The organism is Pseudoxanthobacter soli DSM 19599, assembly GCF_900148505.1.
GTDB classification, from domain to species: Bacteria; Pseudomonadota; Alphaproteobacteria; order Rhizobiales; family Segnochrobactraceae; genus Pseudoxanthobacter; species Pseudoxanthobacter soli.
Window position 1 is genome coordinate 419,699 of the sequence record NZ_FRXO01000004.1, and the last position, 17,585, is coordinate 437,283.

Genomic DNA, 17,585 nt, shown 5'->3' on the forward strand with positions numbered 1-17,585 from the left:
GCGCTCCGGCGGATCCTGCATGGCGCGGAGTCATGCAATGGCGCGGAGCGGCGCGCGCGCCGATAGCCTGGACCCGTAAGGCCGATCGGAGACGCTTCGCCACACGGGTCGTCGCCCGACGAGAAGGCGCTGCCGGGCGCGCTATGCGCCCGGTTTCGGCTTATCCGGTATCAGGCGATCGGGATGCCGCCGCTCTGGCTCGTCCCATCCTCCCATCGCATCGTCGCTGCCCGAGGGCGGCATGGTCTGGCCGGACAAGCGTAGCGTGCGTTCCAGCAGCACCTCGTAGATCGGCCTGCCCTTCAGCGCCTCGGCGACGACGTTGGCGGTCACGCAGGTGGCTATGACTGGGAGCAACAGGTCGTAGGCGCCGGTCAGCTCCGCAACGAGAACCATGCCCACCAGCGGTGCCCGCACGGTGGAAGAGAACAGCCCACCCATGGCGGCGACGGCGAAGGCGACGGAGGCCCCCGGCGGCAGCGGAACGACAAGGCTGAGGAGACCGCCGAACAACAGGCCCACCGCCGTGGCGAGCGCCAGGATTGGTGCGAAGATGCCGCCCGGAACGCCCGTGGAATAGCTCGCCATCGTCATGGCGAAACGGATGACCACGATGATGGCGAGGGCCAGCACGCTGAGGTTCTCGCCGGTCATCGTCAGCACGAGCTGTTCGCCTCCCCCGGTCGCTTCGGGCCTGAGCAGAGCCAGAATACCGATGACGACACCGACGACGCCGGGGACCAGATAAGGCGACCACCGCTTGCTGATGCCGAGCGCGGCATCGAGACTGGCGATCAGCACGGCGTTGAACACCACGCCCAGCACGCCGAGGCACGCGCCGAGGACCACGAACGCCGGCAGCACGCCAAGCGGCATGTCCGGTACAGCAATGGTCAGATCCGGCGCGGTGCCGCCGATCATCTCCGTCACGACGGCGCTCGCGGCCGATCCGACGATCACGGCCGTGTACGTGCGGAAGCCATACGGAAATTGCCGCCGCGTCTCCTCGATCACGAACAGCACGGCCGCAAGCGGCGCATTGAAGGCGGCGGCGAGACCGGCGGCGGCGCCCGCAGCCATCAGCCCACGGCCATCGCGGGTGCCGAGCGCCACCCACCGCGTCACCGCCTCGGAGATCGAGGCGCCCATGTGAATGGTCGGCCCCTCGCGGCCGGCGACGAGACCGGCGCCAAGCGCAAGGATGCCGCCGAAGAATTTCACCGGAAGCACGCGCTTCCAATGGACGGTCCGCAGTCCTTCGAGCGCACCTTCGATTTCCTGCACGCCGCTGCCGGCCGCTTCCGGCGCGAATCGGCGCACCATCCACACCGACGCCAGCACCATCGCCGCGGCGATCGCCGCGAGGACGAAGTAAGCCGCCCCACCCGGAACGGTCCGGATGACCCAGGCCGGCCATTCCATCACGCGCTCGACCAGGATGTGGAAGACCGATCCAACCAGGCCGACGATGCCGCCGACGACGAGCGCATAGACATAATAGAGCGCATCCGAAGGAGCCTTCGGGCGCGGCGATGTCGGAACAGTCACGACTGGCGACTCCGCTGTTCGGGCACTCCGGTCACGAAACCGGCAGGCGGAAAGGTTTAATTTCAACGCTTAACCGCCAGATCCGGATGCAGCAAGTGCGGATCGCCCTCTCCAACTCCGATGATGCGCTGCGGGACGCCTCATTCCGCCGGGCAGGCGCGTCGCCGGCGCGCCGAGATCAGCAGGAAGCCGCTCCACGCGAGTGCGGCACAGACCGCGCTCAGGGTCATCACTCCGGCCATCGGCCTGTCGGACCCGTCGAACGACGCGCTGACGAGGAAGGTGGCCGTGGACGAGACCGTGAACTGCATCGCACCGCTCAAGGCCGACGCCGTGCCCGCGTTGGCGCCGAAAGGCTCCAGCGCCAGCATGGTCGACGTCGGCAGGATCAGGCCGAGGCAGGCGACCGTCAGGAACACGAAGCCGACGGTGAGCTCCAGCGTCGCGCCGCCGGCCATCACGATGGCGCAGAGCAGCAGCGATGCCGGCACGAATGCCACCATCGCGGTGGAGATCAGCCGGGGCGTTCCCCACCGGCGAATGAGGAAGCTGTTGAACTGCGCCCCGCCGATGATCGCCGCGGCATTGAACGCGAACACCATGCTGTAGGCGAACGGCGACAGCCCGTGCAGCGTGATGAACACGAACGGCGACCCGGCGATGTAGGCGAACAGCGTGGCCTGGGCGAAGCCGGCGGTCAGCACGGCGGTCACGAAGTAGCCGTTGCCGAGCAGGCGCACATAGGTGATCAGCATCGGGCCGATCCGCGCCGAGATGCGGCGCTCCGGGGGATGGGTCTCCGGCAGCTGGAACGCCACAAGGGCCAGAATCGCCGCGCCGATCACCGCGAGCGCGATGAAAATGGCGTGCCAGGACGCGACGGAGACAAGCGCACCGCCCGCAACCGGCGCCAGGATCGGCGACAGGCTGAGGCCGAGCAGGGTGAGCGACATCAGCTTTGCGGCTTCCGCCCCCGTCTTCAGATCGCGGATGACGGCGAGCGTGATCACCGTGCCCGCGCAGCCACCGAGCCCCTGGACGAAGCGGAGCGCGATCAGGGCCTCGATGGTCGGCGCGAACGCGCAGCCGATGGAGGCGATCACGAACAGCGTCAGGCCGAAATAGATCGGCTTCTTGCGGCCGACCATGTCCGAGATCGGCCCATAGATCACCTGCCCCAGAGCCAGCGCGACGAAGAAGCTGACGAGGCTGAGCTGCACCGTGCCTTCCGTCGTGCCGAAGCTCTCCGCGATACTGGCGAAGCCCGGAAGGTACATGTCGATTGCGAACGGCCCGACGGCCATCAGCATGCCGAGAATGGAGGCCCAGCGCGCGAGGGAAAATGTCTGCATGGAACGAACCTCCGGCGCGCGAGCGCCGTTTGGCTTCGGGGGCATGATCGTGATGCGGATCAAGGGTGAACGGCGTGTGACGGCGCGTGGAGGAAAGCACCGCATCCCATCGTCGTTTGGCGATGAATGACACTATTGCGCCCGGCGTGCAAGCCGCGACGGCAGCGCTTGAGACACGCCGCGGCTGAGTGTTGCCGCCGAGACCCAGCAGGATCGCAGGGCGGCCCAGCGCTGCAGCCATTGCCTTGCGGCGCGAGATGGGCCATTTGCTCTCGCAGTTTCTCTTTATAACAGGCTGAGATTGCCCGCGGCCATCCGCGGCGCGGAGGCGCAATGTCCGACACGAGCCAGATCTTCGAGACGAACGATGGCGGCGCTGCCGCCCGCCCCGCCAAGGCGAACCCGAAGATCAGCTTCGTCAGCCTCGGCTGCCCGAAGGCTCTGGTCGATTCCGAGCGCATCCTCACCCAGTTGCGGGCGGAAGGATACGAGATCAGCCGCAACCACGCCGGCGCCGATGTGGTGGTGGTGAATACCTGCGGGTTCCTCGACAGCGCCAAGGCGGAATCCCTCGGCGCCATCGGCGAGGCGCTTTCGGAGAACGGTCGAGTGATCGTGACAGGCTGCATGGGCGCGCAGCCGGAGGAAATCCGCGCGGCTCATCCGGGCGTTCTCGCCGTCACCGGCCCGCAGGCCTATGAGAGCGTCGTCGCGGCGGTGCACGAGGCCGTGCCGCCGGCCCACGATCCCTATGTTGATCTCGTGCCGCCCCAGGGCGTGAAGCTGACGCCGCGGCACTACGCTTATCTCAAGATTTCAGAGGGTTGCTCGAACCGCTGCACCTTCTGCATCATCCCCAGCCTGCGCGGTGATCTCGTCAGCCGGCCAGCCGGCGATGTGCTGCGCGAGGCCGAGCGGCTGGTGAAGGCGGGCGTCAAGGAGATCCTGGTGATCAGCCAGGACACGTCTGCGTACGGCGTGGACCTGCGCTACGCCGCGAGCCCGTGGCGCGACCGCGAGGTCCGGGCGAAGTTCTACGACCTCGCCGCCGCGCTCGGCGAACTCGGCGCCTGGATCCGGCTGCACTACGTCTATCCCTATCCGCACGTCGACGAAGTGATCGGATTGATGGCGGAAGGCAAGGTGCTGCCCTATCTCGACATCCCCTTCCAGCACGCCGCGCCGAACGTGCTGAAGGCGATGCGCCGACCGGCGCATCAGGAAAAGACCCTTGGCCGCATCCGCCGCTGGCGCGAGGAATGCCCGGATCTCGCCATTCGTTCGACCTTCATCGTCGGCTTCCCCGGTGAGACCGACGCGGACTTCGAGGAACTGCTGTCCTTCCTCGACGAGGCCTCGCTCGATCGTGTCGGCTGCTTCAAGTACGAAGCAGTCGCCGGGGCGACCGCGAACGATCTAGCCGCTCCCGTGCCCGAGGAAGTGAAGGAGCAGCGCTGGCACCGCTTCATGGCGCGCCAGCAGGCCATCAGCGCACGCCGGCTGGCCGTGAAGGTCGGAAAGCGGGCGAAGATCCTCGTCGACAAGTCGAGCGGCCTCACCGCCGTCGGTCGCGGCTCATGGGACGCACCAGAGATCGATGGGGTGGTGCACCTCACAGGCCGCCGGCCGATCCGCGCCGGCGAGTTCGTCAGCGTGCGCATCGACCGCGCCGATGCCTACGACCTGCACGCCACCGTTACGGGCTGATCGCCGCCCAGGCGATTGCTGACCACACAAGGAAGGGCATTCGCGTGCCGGGTCACAGACCGGTGCTCGGCGCTATTCCTTGTGCTTGGGTGGGTATCTCGTACCACTTGCCGGGGTCGAGCGAGGCGATATGGCGTTTCGCCTGTTCGAGGAACTGCTCGCCGAGGAAATCGCGTTCGACTTCGCTGTTGACCATTGTCCTGTCGGGGCGGACGCGGAACTTACCCCCGTTGAAGACACTGGGTCCGTACCACTTCCGTTCGATCTGGATGGCACAGAGGATCTGGTGTGGCTCAACCCTCATGGCGGCCCGCTCCTGCCCATACATGGGCCACAGAGCGGCTCGCTTTTCAGCGTCAGTTGCCAGTTCGTGCGCGATCGACTGCACATATTTCCATTGATACGACTGCGTATTGAGCAAAGAGGCCGTATCCAGGTCGAGATAGAATATATTCGTCAGCAGGCTGAGATCCGTCGGAAAGACGGCCGCGGCATAGAAATCACGCGTGACGCAAACGACCTTACCGGGATGAACGTCCGGCGCAACGTTCGTCTTCTCAGCTCCAGTGCGCGGGTCCTTGCCGAACCGCATTACGCTTTCGCCGCGCAGCTTCTCGTCATCTCGCGCAGAGAAACCTTCATCGAAGATTCTCCAGACCTTACGATCGTCACCCCTGAAGAACACACCCCGTGGCATCCGACGTCCTCCGATAAAATCGATGACGTCATCATCCCGGATATTCTTGCAAGAAATGCGGCAAATTCATAAAATATTCGTAATGACAAAAAATCAAGAAATAGAAATCACATAACAAAATATGCGTGAAATAGCGATGTAGTCTTTAATAAAGATAAATGATATATTGTAACATAATGGCGTTATTTTAGAATATTAGCCTGCGTTCCTGTTATCGACTAAATTTCGAATTCGCACAATCAAAGCAGGAAAAGACATCGGCACTGAGTGCGTGTGCGAAGCCGGGCCGATAAAGCGGAACATAATCCAGCGATTTTGCGTATCAATCGCACATAGCATGCACAACGGCCCTCTCCCGAGAGCAGCCGACTTAACCGCATTTCGCGCGGCGTTGCCTTAAGGCAACCCGGCTTGGCCGGCCGCCGCGGAAAGCGAAGGCGTGACCTGTTACGCGATGGGAACGGTCGGCGCGTTCTTCGTCTGGCGGATCGTCAACGCGGTGCGGACGCTTGCGACATTGGCCGCAGCCGTCAGTTCCTCGATGATGAAGGTCTGGAAGGCGCGGAGGTTCGTCGCGACGCACTTGAGGATGAAATCGATGTCGCCCGACAGCATCCATGCTTCCCGCACGATGGGCCAGCCGCGAAGCCGCTCCTCGAATGCCACCAGATCCGCTTCCGCCTGGCTGTTGAGGCCGACCATGGCGAACGCCGTCAGGTCGTAGCCGAGGCTCTTCTCGTCGAGCAGGGCGCGATAGGCATTGATGATGCCCGCATCCTCGAGTGCCTTGACCCGACGCAGGCAGGGCGGCGCGGAGATGCCGATCCGGCGAGACAGCTCGACATTGGTGATCCGGCCATCGTCCTGAAGCTCGCGCAGAATCTTCCAGTCGATGTCGTCGAGCCGAACTTTCAACGGCAATCCCCTTCGGATGGTGAGTGGTCGCGGCAGAATCGAGCAACATCCTTGCGCGCGCACGACATGCGATAACACATCCGGTCCGGTCGCGGAAAGAATTCCGCTGTCCCGAAAGCAGCCGCTGCTGCCGGCCGGCGGTGACGCGGCCTTATGTCGCCGCGCGGCACAACCGGCTCAGAGATCGGCCTGAATGCCGGCGATGAAGGCCGGCAATCCATAGCCGCGCGAGCGGCGCAACCGTTCCGCACCAAGGATGGCCTTCAACCCCGCATAGGCGCGCGTCAGGTCGTCATTGACGAGCACATAATCGTACTCGACCCAGTGCTCCAGTTCGGATTTGGCGTTGGTCAACCGCTTCGCGATCGTCTCCGCGCTGTCTTCGGCACGCCGGTCGAGCCGCGACTTCAGATCCCGTGCAGCAGGCGGCAGCACGAACACGGCGACGACGTCCTCCCGCATGGCCTCCACCAGCTGGCGGGTGCCCTGCCAGTCGATGTCGAAGACCATGTCGTAGCCTTCGGCGAGCGCCTGCTCCACCGCCTCCCGCGGCGTGCCGTAGAAATTGCCGTGCACCTCGGCCCACTCCAGAAGATCGCCCTGAGACCGCATGGCCTCGAAGCTCTTCTTCTGGATGAAATGGTAGTGCACCCCCTCGATCTCGCTCGGTCGCCGCTCCCGCGTCGTCACGGAAACCGAGAGCTTGAGCCGCTCGTTCTCGTCCGGATCGGACAGGAGGTTGCGCGTCAGCGTCGACTTGCCCGCGCCGGAGGGCGACGACAGCACAAGCAGGAAGCCGCGGCGGCTGTATGGAATTGTCGGGGCGCTCACGGGAATCACTCCAGGTTCTGGATCTGCTCGCGCAGCTGTTCGATGGTTGCCTTCAGGTCGAGCCCGGCGCGGGTAATGTCCACGTCGTTCGACTTCGCGCAGAGCGTGTTGGCCTCGCGGCCGAATTCCTGCGCCAGAAAATCGAGGCGACGACCGACGGCTCCGCCGCCGGCCAGCAGACCGCGTGCCTGCTCGATGTGGGCGCGCAGCCGGTCGATCTCTTCCTGTATGTCGGCACGGGAGGCAAGCAGCACCGCTTCCTGATGCAGGCGATCGGGATCGAGTCCGGCATCGGCGCCGACGATGCGGCGAATATCCGCCGCCAGCCGCTGCCGGATCGCTTCGGGGCGGCGCGCCGGGGAATGCTCGGCCACATCGACAAGCGCCTCGATGGTATCGAGATGGCGGGAAAGCGCCCCAGCGACAGCCTTGCCCTCGGTACGGCGCATGACGAGGAGATCGTCCACGGCTGCGGCGAACGCCTCGACGAGCATGCCGCCGAGTTCCGCGCGCATGGCGTCGTCGGACGTCGATTCGGCGGTTTCCAGGACACCGCGCAAGCCGAGGATACCCTCGACGGACACAGGCGCGCCTCCGAGCCGGCTGCGAACGGTGTCGGCCGCCGCCAGCACGCCCTCCAGCACGGCGGCGTTCAGGCGCACCGCAGCGGGCGCGGAGACCTGCTCAACGCTGAGCGTCGCCGATACGTTGCCGCGCGCGAGCGCCTTCGTCAGGCATTCGCGGACCTGAGGCTCGATGGCCTCGTAGCCGGACGCCAGCCGCAGCTTGAAATCGAGACCGCGGCCATTGACCGAACGCAGTTCCCAACCCCACGAGAAGCTCGCGGAACCGGCTTCCGTGTCGACCTCGGTGGTGCCCGATCTGCGGGCGAAACCTGTCATGCTGGCAAGCGTCATCCGCATTCCCGTCTGGCTGATTGAACGTTCGCGGCCCGCCGCGAGATGGACCGCTGCCGGTCTGTCGCCGCGCCGCGTTCACGACAGGCGGCGGCCGAAACATCAAGCGGCTTTATAAGCAGTGGAATTGCCCCTGCACAGAGGCGTGGAGACGCCTTGCGCCCGAACCGGGAGAACGGGAACGCCTTCAGACACGCGCTCCGCCGGGCGGGAGGCGCTGCGGCAGAAGGCGCCCCGTCAGTTCGCCGGAGTCGCCGGCTGCACAGCGATCTGATCGCTTCCGGAGCCCTGCCCGCTCTGTGTCTTCTCCAGCTCGCGCCACTTCGCGACATTGCGGTTGTGATCGTCGAGGCTGACCGCGAACACATGACCGCCGGTACCGTCAGCGACGAAGTAGAGGTCCTTGGTGTCGGCCGGGTGAGCGGCGGCCTCCAGCGAATCGCGACCGGGATTGGCGATGGGGCCCGGCGGCAGCGCCGGGATCTGGTAGGTGTTGTAGGGGTTCGGGCGCTGCAGGTCGGACCGCAGGATGGTGCGGGCCTGCTTCCAGGCAGCGCCGCCATAAAGCCCGTAGAGGATGGTCGGATCGGACTGCAGCCTCATGCCCTTGTTCAGGCGGTTGATGAAAACCGCGGCGATGCGGGGCCGCTCGTCCGCCTTGCCGGTTTCCTTCTCGATGATCGAGGCCAGGATCACGAGATCGCGCGGCGTTTTCAGCGGCAGATCGGGAGCACGCCCGGCCCAGATCTCGGCGAGCGCCTCTTCCTGCGCCTTCGACATGCGATCGAGCAGCTGCTTGCGCGAAGAACCTCGCGTGAACTTGTAGGTTTCGGGCAGCAGCGAGCCTTCCTGAGGAATCGCGCTCAACGCACCCGTCAGCATGGTATCGCCGAGAAGCTTGTCGACGACCTGGGCGCTGGTGACGCCCTCTGGAATCGTCATCGCATGCTGAATGCTGCGCCCGGACGTGATCTCGTCCATCACGGCGCGCATGGAGACGCCGGGCGAGAAGGCATATTCGCCAGCTTTCAGCTTGCTGGTGTTCTCAAGAAATTTCGAGGCACCCTCGAACACCCAACGGTTCGAGATCACGTTGTGGCTTTCGAGCAGGGTCGCGATCTCGTCGAGGGTAGAACCCGGCTCGATCAGCACGGTCGCCTCTGCCGCAAGCGGTCCCGGGGCCTCGTAAACCGTCTTTCCCCAGTAGACGGTGCCGCCCGCTGCCAGCACGATCAGCAGCGCCGCCGTCAGGAAGAAATTCAGGACGAGAACCAGCGGATTGCGAGCATGGCGCGACCGCGACGGCGGAGGCGGCGCCGAGTCGGGATGAAGCGCCTGGCGCGGACTGCGCGGGCTGCGGCGGCGGCCGGTCGGTTCTCGGTTGTCGCTCGACGGATCGGTCATGTCACGCTGCTGCCTTTCAGACCGCCTCGCCGCCTGCGCGGGCTATCCCGGCACAGGCACCCCGCCCAAGGCTCCGGAAGGGCCGCGGACGGCGGAAAGGCGCAAGCATCAAGGGACCGAATCGGACTCCGGTCATCAGATGCTCGTGCGGTTTCTTTGCCCCGCTCCCCGGCAGGATACCGGATGGCGGCCGCCTCGGACATGAAGCGGCATACCGTCATTTTCGAGGCAGGCCGCGCCGGGCTCGACGCGGCGCCCCGCGGTCAGGCCTCGAACTGGCGCAGAATGATCGAGGCGTTGGTGCCGCCGAACCCGAAGGAGTTCGAGAGCACGGTGCGGATCGGCATCTCCTTGGCCTTGTTCGGCACGAGGTCGATGGACGTCTGCACAGAGGGGTTGTCCAGGTTGATCGTCGGCGGCGCGATGCTGTCGCGCATCGCCAGAACCGAGAAGATCGCCTCGATCGCACCCGCGGCACCGAGCAGATGCCCGGTGGCCGATTTCGTCGACGACATCGTCAGCCGGTCCGCCGACTGTCCCACGACGCGGTGCACGGCGCCGAGTTCGATCTCGTCGCCCATCGGCGTCGAGGTCCCGTGGGCGTTGATATAGTCAATTTCCTCGGGCGCGATTCCGGCGCGCTTGAGAGCCGCCGTCATGCAGCGATAGGCGCCATCACCATCCTCGGAGGGAGCGGTGATATGATAGGCATCGCCGGACATGCCGTAGCCGATGACCTCGCCGTAGATCCTCGCGCCGCGCCGGATGGCGTGCCCGAGTTCCTCGAGGACCACCACGCCCGCGCCCTCGCCCATGACGAAGCCGTCACGGTCGCGGTCATATGGGCGGGAGGCCTGTTCCGGCCGGTCGTTGAAACCGGTGGAAAGCGCCCTGCAGGCCGCGAAGCCGGCGAGCGCAAGCCGCCCGATCGGCGATTCGGCACCGCCGGCAACCATCACGTCGGCGTCATCCAGCATGATCAGCCGCGCCGCATCGCCGATGGCATGGGCGCCGGTCGAACAGGCCGTCACGACCGCATGATTCGGGCCCTTGAGGCCGTGGCGGATCGAGACGTAGCCGGAGGCGAGATTGATCAACCGTCCGGGGATGAAGAACGGCGAGATGCGGCGCGGACCACGCTCCTTCAGCGTGATCGCCGCGTCCTCGATACCGATCAGACCGCCGATACCGGAGCCGATCAGCACGCCGGAGCGGATCTGCTCCTCGTAGGACTTGGGCGACCACCCGGCATCACGGATCGCCTGCTCGGCCGCCGCCACCGCGAACACGATGAACTCGTCGACCTTGCGGCTTTCCTTGGGCTCCATCCAGTCGTCGGGATTGTAGGTGCCGTCGCTTCCATCCCCGCGGGGAATCTGCGCCGCAATCCTGCAGGCAAGATCGGACACCTCGAACGACTCGATGGCGTTGGCCCCGCTCTTGCCTTCGATCAATCTGGACCAAGACACGTCCACGCCGCACCCAAGCGGCGTGACCATCCCAAGGCCGGTAATCACTACACGTCTCATCGAACGTCCCGATCGGTCGCAATGGATCGAGCGGTAGTGGCCGGACGCCAGAGCGTCCGGATGCCGCCGCCTCGCCTTGTTGCCGGTCAGCCGGCCGCCTTTTCCAGGAACTTCACGGCGTCGCCGACGGTCAGGATCGTCTCGGCGGCATCGTCCGGAATTTCGACACCGAACTCTTCTTCGAAGGCCATGACGAGCTCGACGGTGTCCAGGCTGTCGGCGCCGAGATCGTCGATGAAGCTCGCGTTGTCGGTGACCTTGTCGGCTTCGACGCCGAGATGCTCGATCACGATCTTCTTCACACGCTCAGCGATGTCGCTCATTCTCGCCTTCCTTGATATCTTGCTAGGGAAACCGTTGACGGAAAACCGCGCGAGCCCCGAAAACTTCTTGCTTACTGATGACTTTCCAAACGAAAGACGTTGAAAGCCGAAGGTTTAAAGGTCCAGGACAAAACCGGGTTACCACCCATACAAGTCTTGTCCTCCGGTTACGACGTTCTGCCGTATCGTCCGGCCGGCGGTAGGTAACACACTTTATTGGGCTTGGCCAGAAGTCCACACGCGCGGAATCACTGGCAAAACCCCGTCTTCAGACCATGGCCATGCCGCCATTGACGTGCAAGGTCTGGCCCGTGACGTAACCTGCCTCGCTGGAGGCAAGATAGAGCACCGCAGCGGCGATGTCGTCGCCCGAACCAAGCCGGCCGGCAGGCACCGCCCCCAGGATGGCGTCGCGCTGCTCGGGTTTCAGCACGTCGGTCATCGCGGTCTCGATGAAGCCGGGCGCCACCGTGTTCACGGTGATGTTCCGGCTCGCCACTTCCTTGGCAAGCGACTTGGACATGCCGATCATGCCCGCTTTCGCCGCGGCATAGTTGCCCTGGCCGGCATTGCCGGTGACGCCGACCACGGATGTGATGCCGATGATGCGGCCATAACGACGCCGCATCATTCCCTTCAGAGCAGCACGGGAGAGGCGGAAGGCCGAGGTGAGGTTCACCTCGATGACCTTGTCCCACTCGTCGTCCTTCATGCGCATGAAGAGGTTGTCACGGGTGATGCCCGCATTGTTGACGAGAATGTCCAGCCCGCCCATGGCCGCTTCGGCGGCGGGCACCAGGGCGTCCACGGCCTCGCGGTCACCCAGATCGGCGGTCAGAACGTGGGTCCGGTCGCCGCCAAGCTCGGACGCAAGCGCATCAAGCCGCTCGCGGCGCGTGCCGGAGAGCGCAACGGTCGCCCCGTTCGCATGAAGCGCCCGCGCGATCGCCGCGCCGATGCCGCCGCTGGCGCCGGTCACGAGGGCGGCGCGCCCAGTAAGATCGAACATTCACGGCCCTTTCGGGAATCCGGACGAAGCCCCCGGCTCCGCCCTGTCTATCCAGTCCGCGTGCGACGAGCCCAAGCCCGCCGCCGATGCGGCAATCGGGCGACATCTGCCCGTCCCGCATGAAAAGTCAACTGCCGCACTCAGCTTGCGAGCCTTGCAGCGAGCGCATCGATCTCATCGGGCGTTCCTGCCGCGATGCCCTGCGCACCCTTGGCGATGCGTTTGGCAAGCCCGGTCAGCACCGAACCGGACCCGAGTTCGACGAAGAGGTCGACACCGTCGCCCGCAAGCCACTCGACGCTTTCGCGCCAACGCACCGTGCCGGTGACCTGCTCGACGAGCCGGGCACGGATCTCGGCAGGGTCGGTGATCGGTCGCGCCAGCACATTCGCGACCAGCGGAACGGCCGGCTCAGCGATCGCGACGGAGGCGAGCGCCTCGGCCATGGCGTCGGCGGCCGGCGCCATCAGCGGGCAGTGGAACGGTGCGCTCACCGGCAGCAGCACGGCGCGCCGGGCGCCATGCCCCTTGGCGATCTCGATCGCCCGCTCCACCGCAGCCTTATGGCCGGAAACCACGACCTGTCCGGGCGCGTTGTCGTTTGCGGTGGCACAGACCTCGTCACCGGCGGCTTCCGCGGCGACAGTGCGCGCGGCGTCGAGATCGAGCCCGAGCAGCGCCGCCATTGCGCCGACGCCCGGAGCAACCGCCGCCTGCATGGCATTACCGCGCAGCCGCAGCAGCCGGGCCGTGTCGCCGACGGACAGGCTATCGGCCGCCGCGAGCGCGGAATATTCGCCGAGCGAGTGACCCGCCACGAAGGCGGCGTGGTCGCGAAGCGCGATCCCACGCGCCTCCAGCGCCCGCACCGCGGCGACACTCACCGCCATCAGCGCCGGCTGCGCGTTCGCCGTCAGCGTCAACGTCTCTTCGGGACCTTCCCAGATCAGCGTGGAGAGCTTTTCGCCGAGCGCATCGTCGACCTCGGCGAACACCGAACGGGCTTCGGGGAAGGCATCGGCGAGCGCGCGCCCCATGCCGACTGCCTGGCTGCCTTGTCCGGGGAAGGTGAATGCCGTGCTCATCGCGTCCGTGCCGCCCAGGTTGGCCTGCGTGTTCGTTTGCCGCCGGCAGGGCGCCGCAAGTCCATCGCCACAATCGCCGCCGGGCCCGGTCCGGGTCGGTTCGGGCCGGCGCACAAAGGCGCCTGATGTTCGGGAAGTCAAGTCGCGCGGGTGCAAGCCCGTGGCCGTCCCGTAGCGCAGCATCTGCGCCGAATCAGGAGGAGCAGGCCGGATCCCGCTATTCGGCCCAGCCGATGCTCAAGGTCGACACAACCGGATCGACGGCGCGCAATGCGGCGGCGGAGGACGCGAACGTACGGTCACCGGATGCTTCCTCAAGCGCGGCATCCGGCGCATCGGGAGCAGGGTCGAACCGGATCGAGAGGAAACAGCCGCCATCGAGCCGGTCGAGCTTGCCGCCCTTCCAGTCGCTGACCCAACCGCCCATGTCCCAGCCGAAGCCGGAGACGCTGAACGGCTTTGCGTTCGCCCGCTGAACGGCGTCGAGCGGGCTTCCGATGCGAATCCCGCCTCCCGAGGACGCGCGCACGGTCCACGCCGATGTCTCCTTCACCGTGATGGAGGCGGGGCGGCTGTGGTTGCCAGAATCGAACCAGAGAATTTCGACGCGGTATTCGGGGTCGTCAGGAAACAGCACGGTGCCGGGTTCGACATCGCCTTCGACGACGTCGATATCCGTGTTCACCACGTTCGCGGCGCCGAACATCTCGGCGAGAGAGTCCGCGGTCGCATCCTTCGGGAAGGTTCGGCAATCAAACGACGGAAGGTCCTGCGCGGCGGCGGGCGCCGTCAGCGCAAGCAGGGAAGCGAAGGCTGCGGCACGCGAAAGCATTCTGGCACGGGCTCCCTTCGAGCAACCTCGACGATGCCGGCAAGTGCCTCGGAGGGTTCGCACGTCCGGCCCAGGCACAGCCCCGAATGTCTCGCCGGCGCGGCCGCTTTCCAGGACACGAAAGCCGCAAACGTCATCTGACAGAGATGGTATCACCATCATCCGTCATGGTCACAGCAATAAATCGGTCGCGCAGTGGAACTTGTTTGTCGTCTGACGGCACTCGCCATGATGTCTTTTCATCATGCGCGAGGGGATGGCTGGGGGACCTGGATTCGAACCAAGACTAACGGAGTCAGAGTCCGAATAAAGCATTGATATATAACGACATTCCTACAAAGGTCGTCATTTCATCGGTCTTGATAGTCAATGGGATAGCGGCGATTGGCAAAGTGCCGAGCTTCGACAGACGCCGCGTTGGCGACAGCCGCCACTTGCCGATTCGATCCAGGAGAAACCCTGCTCCGTTCGTGAGGGGGGGTACAGTGGCGCCGTACGGCGCCCAAGCACCGTAGCGAACTCGGGCGGACGCCGAAGAAGTAGGCAGACCCACTCGTCTTCAGTCGCACTTGCCATCACATAAAAGGCGCGACAACCTTCCAAAAACAGGGGGGGGGGATATCACGATGAAGTTGGTTTCGCTCACACTCGAAAACTTTCGGGCCTATCAGACACCGACAACCATCCACCTTTCGGATCTGACCACGATCATCGGCCGAAACGATATCGGCAAGTCTTGCCTGCTAGAGGCATTAGAGATTTTTTTCAATGGCGATGTAGTACGGATCGACCAGGCTGATGCCAACGTCTTTAGTAGCTCACAAAGCGTCAGAATCACCGCCGAATTTTCTGATCTTCCCGATGAAATTACGCTGGATGCAGGGGCGCCCACAACTCTTAGCGACGAACATCTTCTGACCACAACTGGTACTTTGAAGATCGAGAAAGTCTACGACTGCTCGAAGAAGACGCCTACATGTGAGGCATTCATCGTTGCGATGCACCCGAACACCCCAGGCCTGCATAACCTCCTGGAACTTAAGGAGAAGGATCTGCAGACACTAGTGAAGGCACAGGCGCTGGACTGCCCGCTAAAGGGCAATCCGGGCATGCGCCGGGCTCTATGGGACGCCTGCCCCCACCTTGGTTTGGAGGAAACTCGCATCCCGGTATCGAAGCCCAAAGAGGATAGCAAGCGCATCTGGGAGCAGCTGGAACTCCATCTTCCGGTGTTCGCTCTCTTTCAGAGCGATCGCCAGAGTCGCGATTCGGATGGCGAGGTGCAGAACCCAATGAAGGGTGCTCTCGCGGCCGCGATCTCCGAGGCTCAGGAGGCGATCGACGCTATTCAGAAATTGGTCCAAGCGAAGACAGAGGAGATCGCAAAGCTCACCCACGACGCTCTCAAAAGCATCGATCCCAAACTTGCGAGTTCACTTTCGCCGAAATTCGTCCCCCCCACCGCAGCCAAGTGGATGGGCCTGTTCTCGCTGGGGATGGATACTGACGCCAGCATCCCGCTGAACAAGCGCGGCAGTGGCGTGCGACGACTCATCTTAGTCAGTTTTTTCAAGGCGGAGGCCGAGCGCAAACTGTCAAGTTCCGCAAAGCGAAATCTGATCTATGCGATTGAAGAGCCCGAGACGTCGCAGCACCCAGCGAACCAGAGAATTCTCATCGACGCATTCAAGCAGATAGCAGCGACGCCTCACTGCCAGGTGATCCTCACTACCCACAGTCCGGGATTGGCAGCCGACCTTCCGATCGAGAGCATCCGGTTCGTATCCAGCGAAGGCCCGCCCGCGACGCCGTCTGTCAAGGCAGGGGTGAATGTGTTCGAAGAAGTGGCGAATGCCCTGGGCCTCATCCCTGACAGTCGTGTTCGTGTCCTCATTTTCGTCGAGGGGCCAACAGACGTGATTGCCTTGAGGTACTTGAGTGCTGCATTGCACGCCGAAGATGAAACCATACCAAACCTGATGACCGACGAGCGGTTCGCCTTCATTCCAGCTGGCGGGTCGACACTCAAGCACTGGGTAACGGAGCACTACTTACGCAATATGCGCCGACCTGAGGTGCATATTTATGACTCCGACGTTGCAAAATATGCGGCGTCAGTGAACGAGGTGAACGAGCGCACCGACGGCCTTCGCTCCTGCGCATTCCAAACCCAGAAACATGAGATCGAGTGCTACCTCCACTCTGACGCGATCAAAGCCGCATTCGGTGTTGATGTAGTCTGTGTGGATCACCCGGCCGACGACCTTCCTTCCGTGCCGGAAGCCTTCGCGAGCGCGTTCTCGGCAAAACAAAAGTTTGACGGAACGATGGGAGCCGACAAGGCGAAGAAACATTTGTCGAGCGCCTTCCGCCATATGACCGCAGCGCAAATTCACGAACGTGATCCGACGGGCGAAGTCGTGGGGTGGTTTCGAAAAATGAGTGCCCTTGTCTGAGACACGTCGGCACGCTGCCCGACAGAGCCACGGCGGTGGCGCGGCAAAAAGTCTGGGATAAGAAATGCCGTACACGCTCGACGACAAACTCGCGCGTATTGACGTATGCCCGCTGAGCCCTAAGCACCACGAAATCGATCGTAACCTGCTGCACGCCTATATCGCATGCCTCACTTTCGACGAGTTGTGCGACGCGATCTGTCGCAGGATCGAGGCCCCGACACCCTTGAGGTTGGCACTCCGAGGCCGCTTGCTGCGGCTCCTCAAGCTTTCCAACGGCGAGCATGCAGAGCGGCTCTCGCGGCTTGTCGACGACGCGGAGGCGCTCGTCTGGCGCAATCACGCCCTTCAAGCGCGCGTCGACGCGCTCGTCTCGGCCGTTTATTCGTGGTTGCCAATCGTGAAACGCCAAGACGTGCTTGAGCGCTGGACCGACAGGGGGACCAGGGGCGCCGTGGCGAGATGGCTCAAGGCCAGCGACGGTGACGATGCACTTTTCGACCCGGCCGCCATACTCGCCTATTGGCGCCGATCTCTCGATTACCGCGCCGCCAAAATTCTCGCATACAAGGCGGACCCGGGGGTTCTGCGTGACATAATAGGGGAGTTAGCGGTTCACTGTCCGGAGGGCTGGATTGTCAGCAGAGCCGCGCTTAGGGCGGGATCGGTAAAAGACGAGGTATGGGAGCTCATTCGCCAACATCAACCGGCAAGCTTCGCCTACCTCTGTGCAATGACGGGCCGCAGCCTAACTGAAGATGAGGCACTTCAGTTGTTCAACAAGGCGATGCCCGGCATTAACTCCGACAACAGTCGAGGATTGGTTATCTGGGCAATAGGGCAACTGGGAATGATGTCGGTTCTAGACCGCATAACTCTGAAACGCGACATCTATATACAAGATGAAGTCTCGGCAATACTGAGAATAGTCTAAAGGCGCCCTTGCAGTGACACAGCCAACCTATCTCCCGTCTCTTCCC

16 protein-coding genes are annotated in these 17,585 nt (G+C 64.0%); 4 read left to right on the forward strand and 12 right to left on the reverse strand.

The genetic code is table 11. The features are described 5' to 3' along the window. Positions 1 to 141: 141 nt before the first annotated feature. Positions 142 to 1,548 (reverse strand): H(+)/Cl(-) exchange transporter ClcA, encoded by a 1,407-nt coding sequence (clcA, locus tag BUF17_RS12045; RefSeq protein ID WP_073628908.1) that lies wholly within the window; start codon positions 1,546 to 1,548, stop codon positions 142 to 144. Positions 1,549 to 1,688: 140 nt separating this feature from the next. Beyond that, positions 1,689 to 2,900, reverse strand: a complete 1,212-nt coding sequence (locus tag BUF17_RS12050) for a multidrug effflux MFS transporter (protein WP_073628910.1) — start codon at positions 2,898 to 2,900, stop codon at positions 1,689 to 1,691. Here BUF17_RS12050 and BUF17_RS23390 point away from each other — a divergent pair. Together BUF17_RS23390 and rimO are read left to right on the forward strand one after the other, a co-directional pair. Then, complete coding sequence (locus BUF17_RS23390) at positions 2,899 to 3,030, forward strand: hypothetical protein (protein ID WP_280163043.1); 132 nt, start codon at positions 2,899 to 2,901, stop codon at positions 3,028 to 3,030. The genes BUF17_RS12050 and BUF17_RS23390 overlap by 2 nt on opposite strands. Before the next feature lie 203 nt (positions 3,031 to 3,233). Then, the gene (gene rimO / locus BUF17_RS12055) at positions 3,234 to 4,607 is read left to right on the forward strand and encodes a 30S ribosomal protein S12 methylthiotransferase RimO (protein WP_073628912.1); all 1,374 of its coding nucleotides are present in this window, start codon (positions 3,234 to 3,236) and stop codon (positions 4,605 to 4,607) included. 52 nt (positions 4,608 to 4,659) lie between these two features. Here rimO and BUF17_RS12060 read toward each other — a convergent pair whose 3' ends face one another. The 10 genes from BUF17_RS12060 to BUF17_RS12105 all read right to left on the reverse strand — a co-directional run bounded on the left by BUF17_RS12060 (position 4,660) and on the right by BUF17_RS12105 (position 14,149). Then, complete coding sequence (locus BUF17_RS12060) at positions 4,660 to 5,304, reverse strand: hypothetical protein (RefSeq protein ID WP_073628914.1); 645 nt, start codon at positions 5,302 to 5,304, stop codon at positions 4,660 to 4,662. Positions 5,305 to 5,751: 447 nt separating this feature from the next. Then, on the reverse strand, positions 5,752 to 6,219 hold the full coding sequence (locus BUF17_RS12065) for an Lrp/AsnC family transcriptional regulator (protein ID WP_073628916.1): 468 nt from the start codon (positions 6,217 to 6,219) through the stop codon (positions 5,752 to 5,754). A gap of 177 nt (positions 6,220 to 6,396) precedes the next feature. Next, positions 6,397 to 7,059, reverse strand: coding sequence for a guanylate kinase (gmk, locus tag BUF17_RS12070; RefSeq protein ID WP_073628918.1), 663 nt, complete (start codon positions 7,057 to 7,059; stop codon positions 6,397 to 6,399). Beyond that, positions 7,056 to 7,952 (reverse strand): YicC/YloC family endoribonuclease, encoded by an 897-nt coding sequence (locus tag BUF17_RS12075; protein WP_244530861.1) that lies wholly within the window; start codon positions 7,950 to 7,952, stop codon positions 7,056 to 7,058. The genes gmk and BUF17_RS12075 overlap by 4 nt, the downstream gene beginning before the upstream one ends. 252 nt (positions 7,953 to 8,204) lie before the next feature. Beyond that, entirely contained in the window at positions 8,205 to 9,371 is a 1,167-nt protein-coding gene (gene mltG, locus BUF17_RS12080; RefSeq protein ID WP_073628922.1) for an endolytic transglycosylase MltG, read from the reverse strand. Between the two features lie 263 nt (positions 9,372 to 9,634). Then, positions 9,635 to 10,900, reverse strand: coding sequence for a beta-ketoacyl-ACP synthase II (fabF, locus tag BUF17_RS12085; RefSeq protein WP_073628924.1), 1,266 nt, complete (start codon positions 10,898 to 10,900; stop codon positions 9,635 to 9,637). Between the two features lie 86 nt (positions 10,901 to 10,986). Continuing rightward, the gene (locus BUF17_RS12090) at positions 10,987 to 11,223 is read right to left on the reverse strand and encodes an acyl carrier protein (RefSeq protein ID WP_073628926.1); all 237 of its coding nucleotides are present in this window, start codon (positions 11,221 to 11,223) and stop codon (positions 10,987 to 10,989) included. Between the two features lie 268 nt (positions 11,224 to 11,491). Next, entirely contained in the window at positions 11,492 to 12,232 is a 741-nt protein-coding gene (gene fabG / locus BUF17_RS12095) for a 3-oxoacyl-[acyl-carrier-protein] reductase (RefSeq protein WP_073628928.1), read from the reverse strand. Positions 12,233 to 12,372: 140 nt separating this feature from the next. After that, positions 12,373 to 13,317 (reverse strand): ACP S-malonyltransferase, encoded by a 945-nt coding sequence (fabD, locus tag BUF17_RS12100; protein WP_073628930.1) that lies wholly within the window; start codon positions 13,315 to 13,317, stop codon positions 12,373 to 12,375. A 217-nt stretch (positions 13,318 to 13,534) separates the two neighbouring features. Further along, positions 13,535 to 14,149 (reverse strand): hypothetical protein, encoded by a 615-nt coding sequence (locus BUF17_RS12105; RefSeq protein WP_073628932.1) that lies wholly within the window; start codon positions 14,147 to 14,149, stop codon positions 13,535 to 13,537. A 626-nt stretch (positions 14,150 to 14,775) separates the two neighbouring features. Here BUF17_RS12105 and BUF17_RS12110 point away from each other — a divergent pair. Together BUF17_RS12110 and BUF17_RS12115 are read left to right on the forward strand one after the other, a co-directional pair. Next, entirely contained in the window at positions 14,776 to 16,605 is a 1,830-nt protein-coding gene (locus BUF17_RS12110; RefSeq protein ID WP_073628934.1) for an AAA family ATPase, read from the forward strand. 64 nt (positions 16,606 to 16,669) lie between these two features. Continuing rightward, positions 16,670 to 17,539: a hypothetical protein gene (locus tag BUF17_RS12115; RefSeq protein ID WP_073628936.1), complete on the forward strand. Its 870-nt coding sequence runs from the start codon at positions 16,670 to 16,672 to the stop codon at positions 17,537 to 17,539. Positions 17,540 to 17,585: the final 46 nt, after the last annotated feature.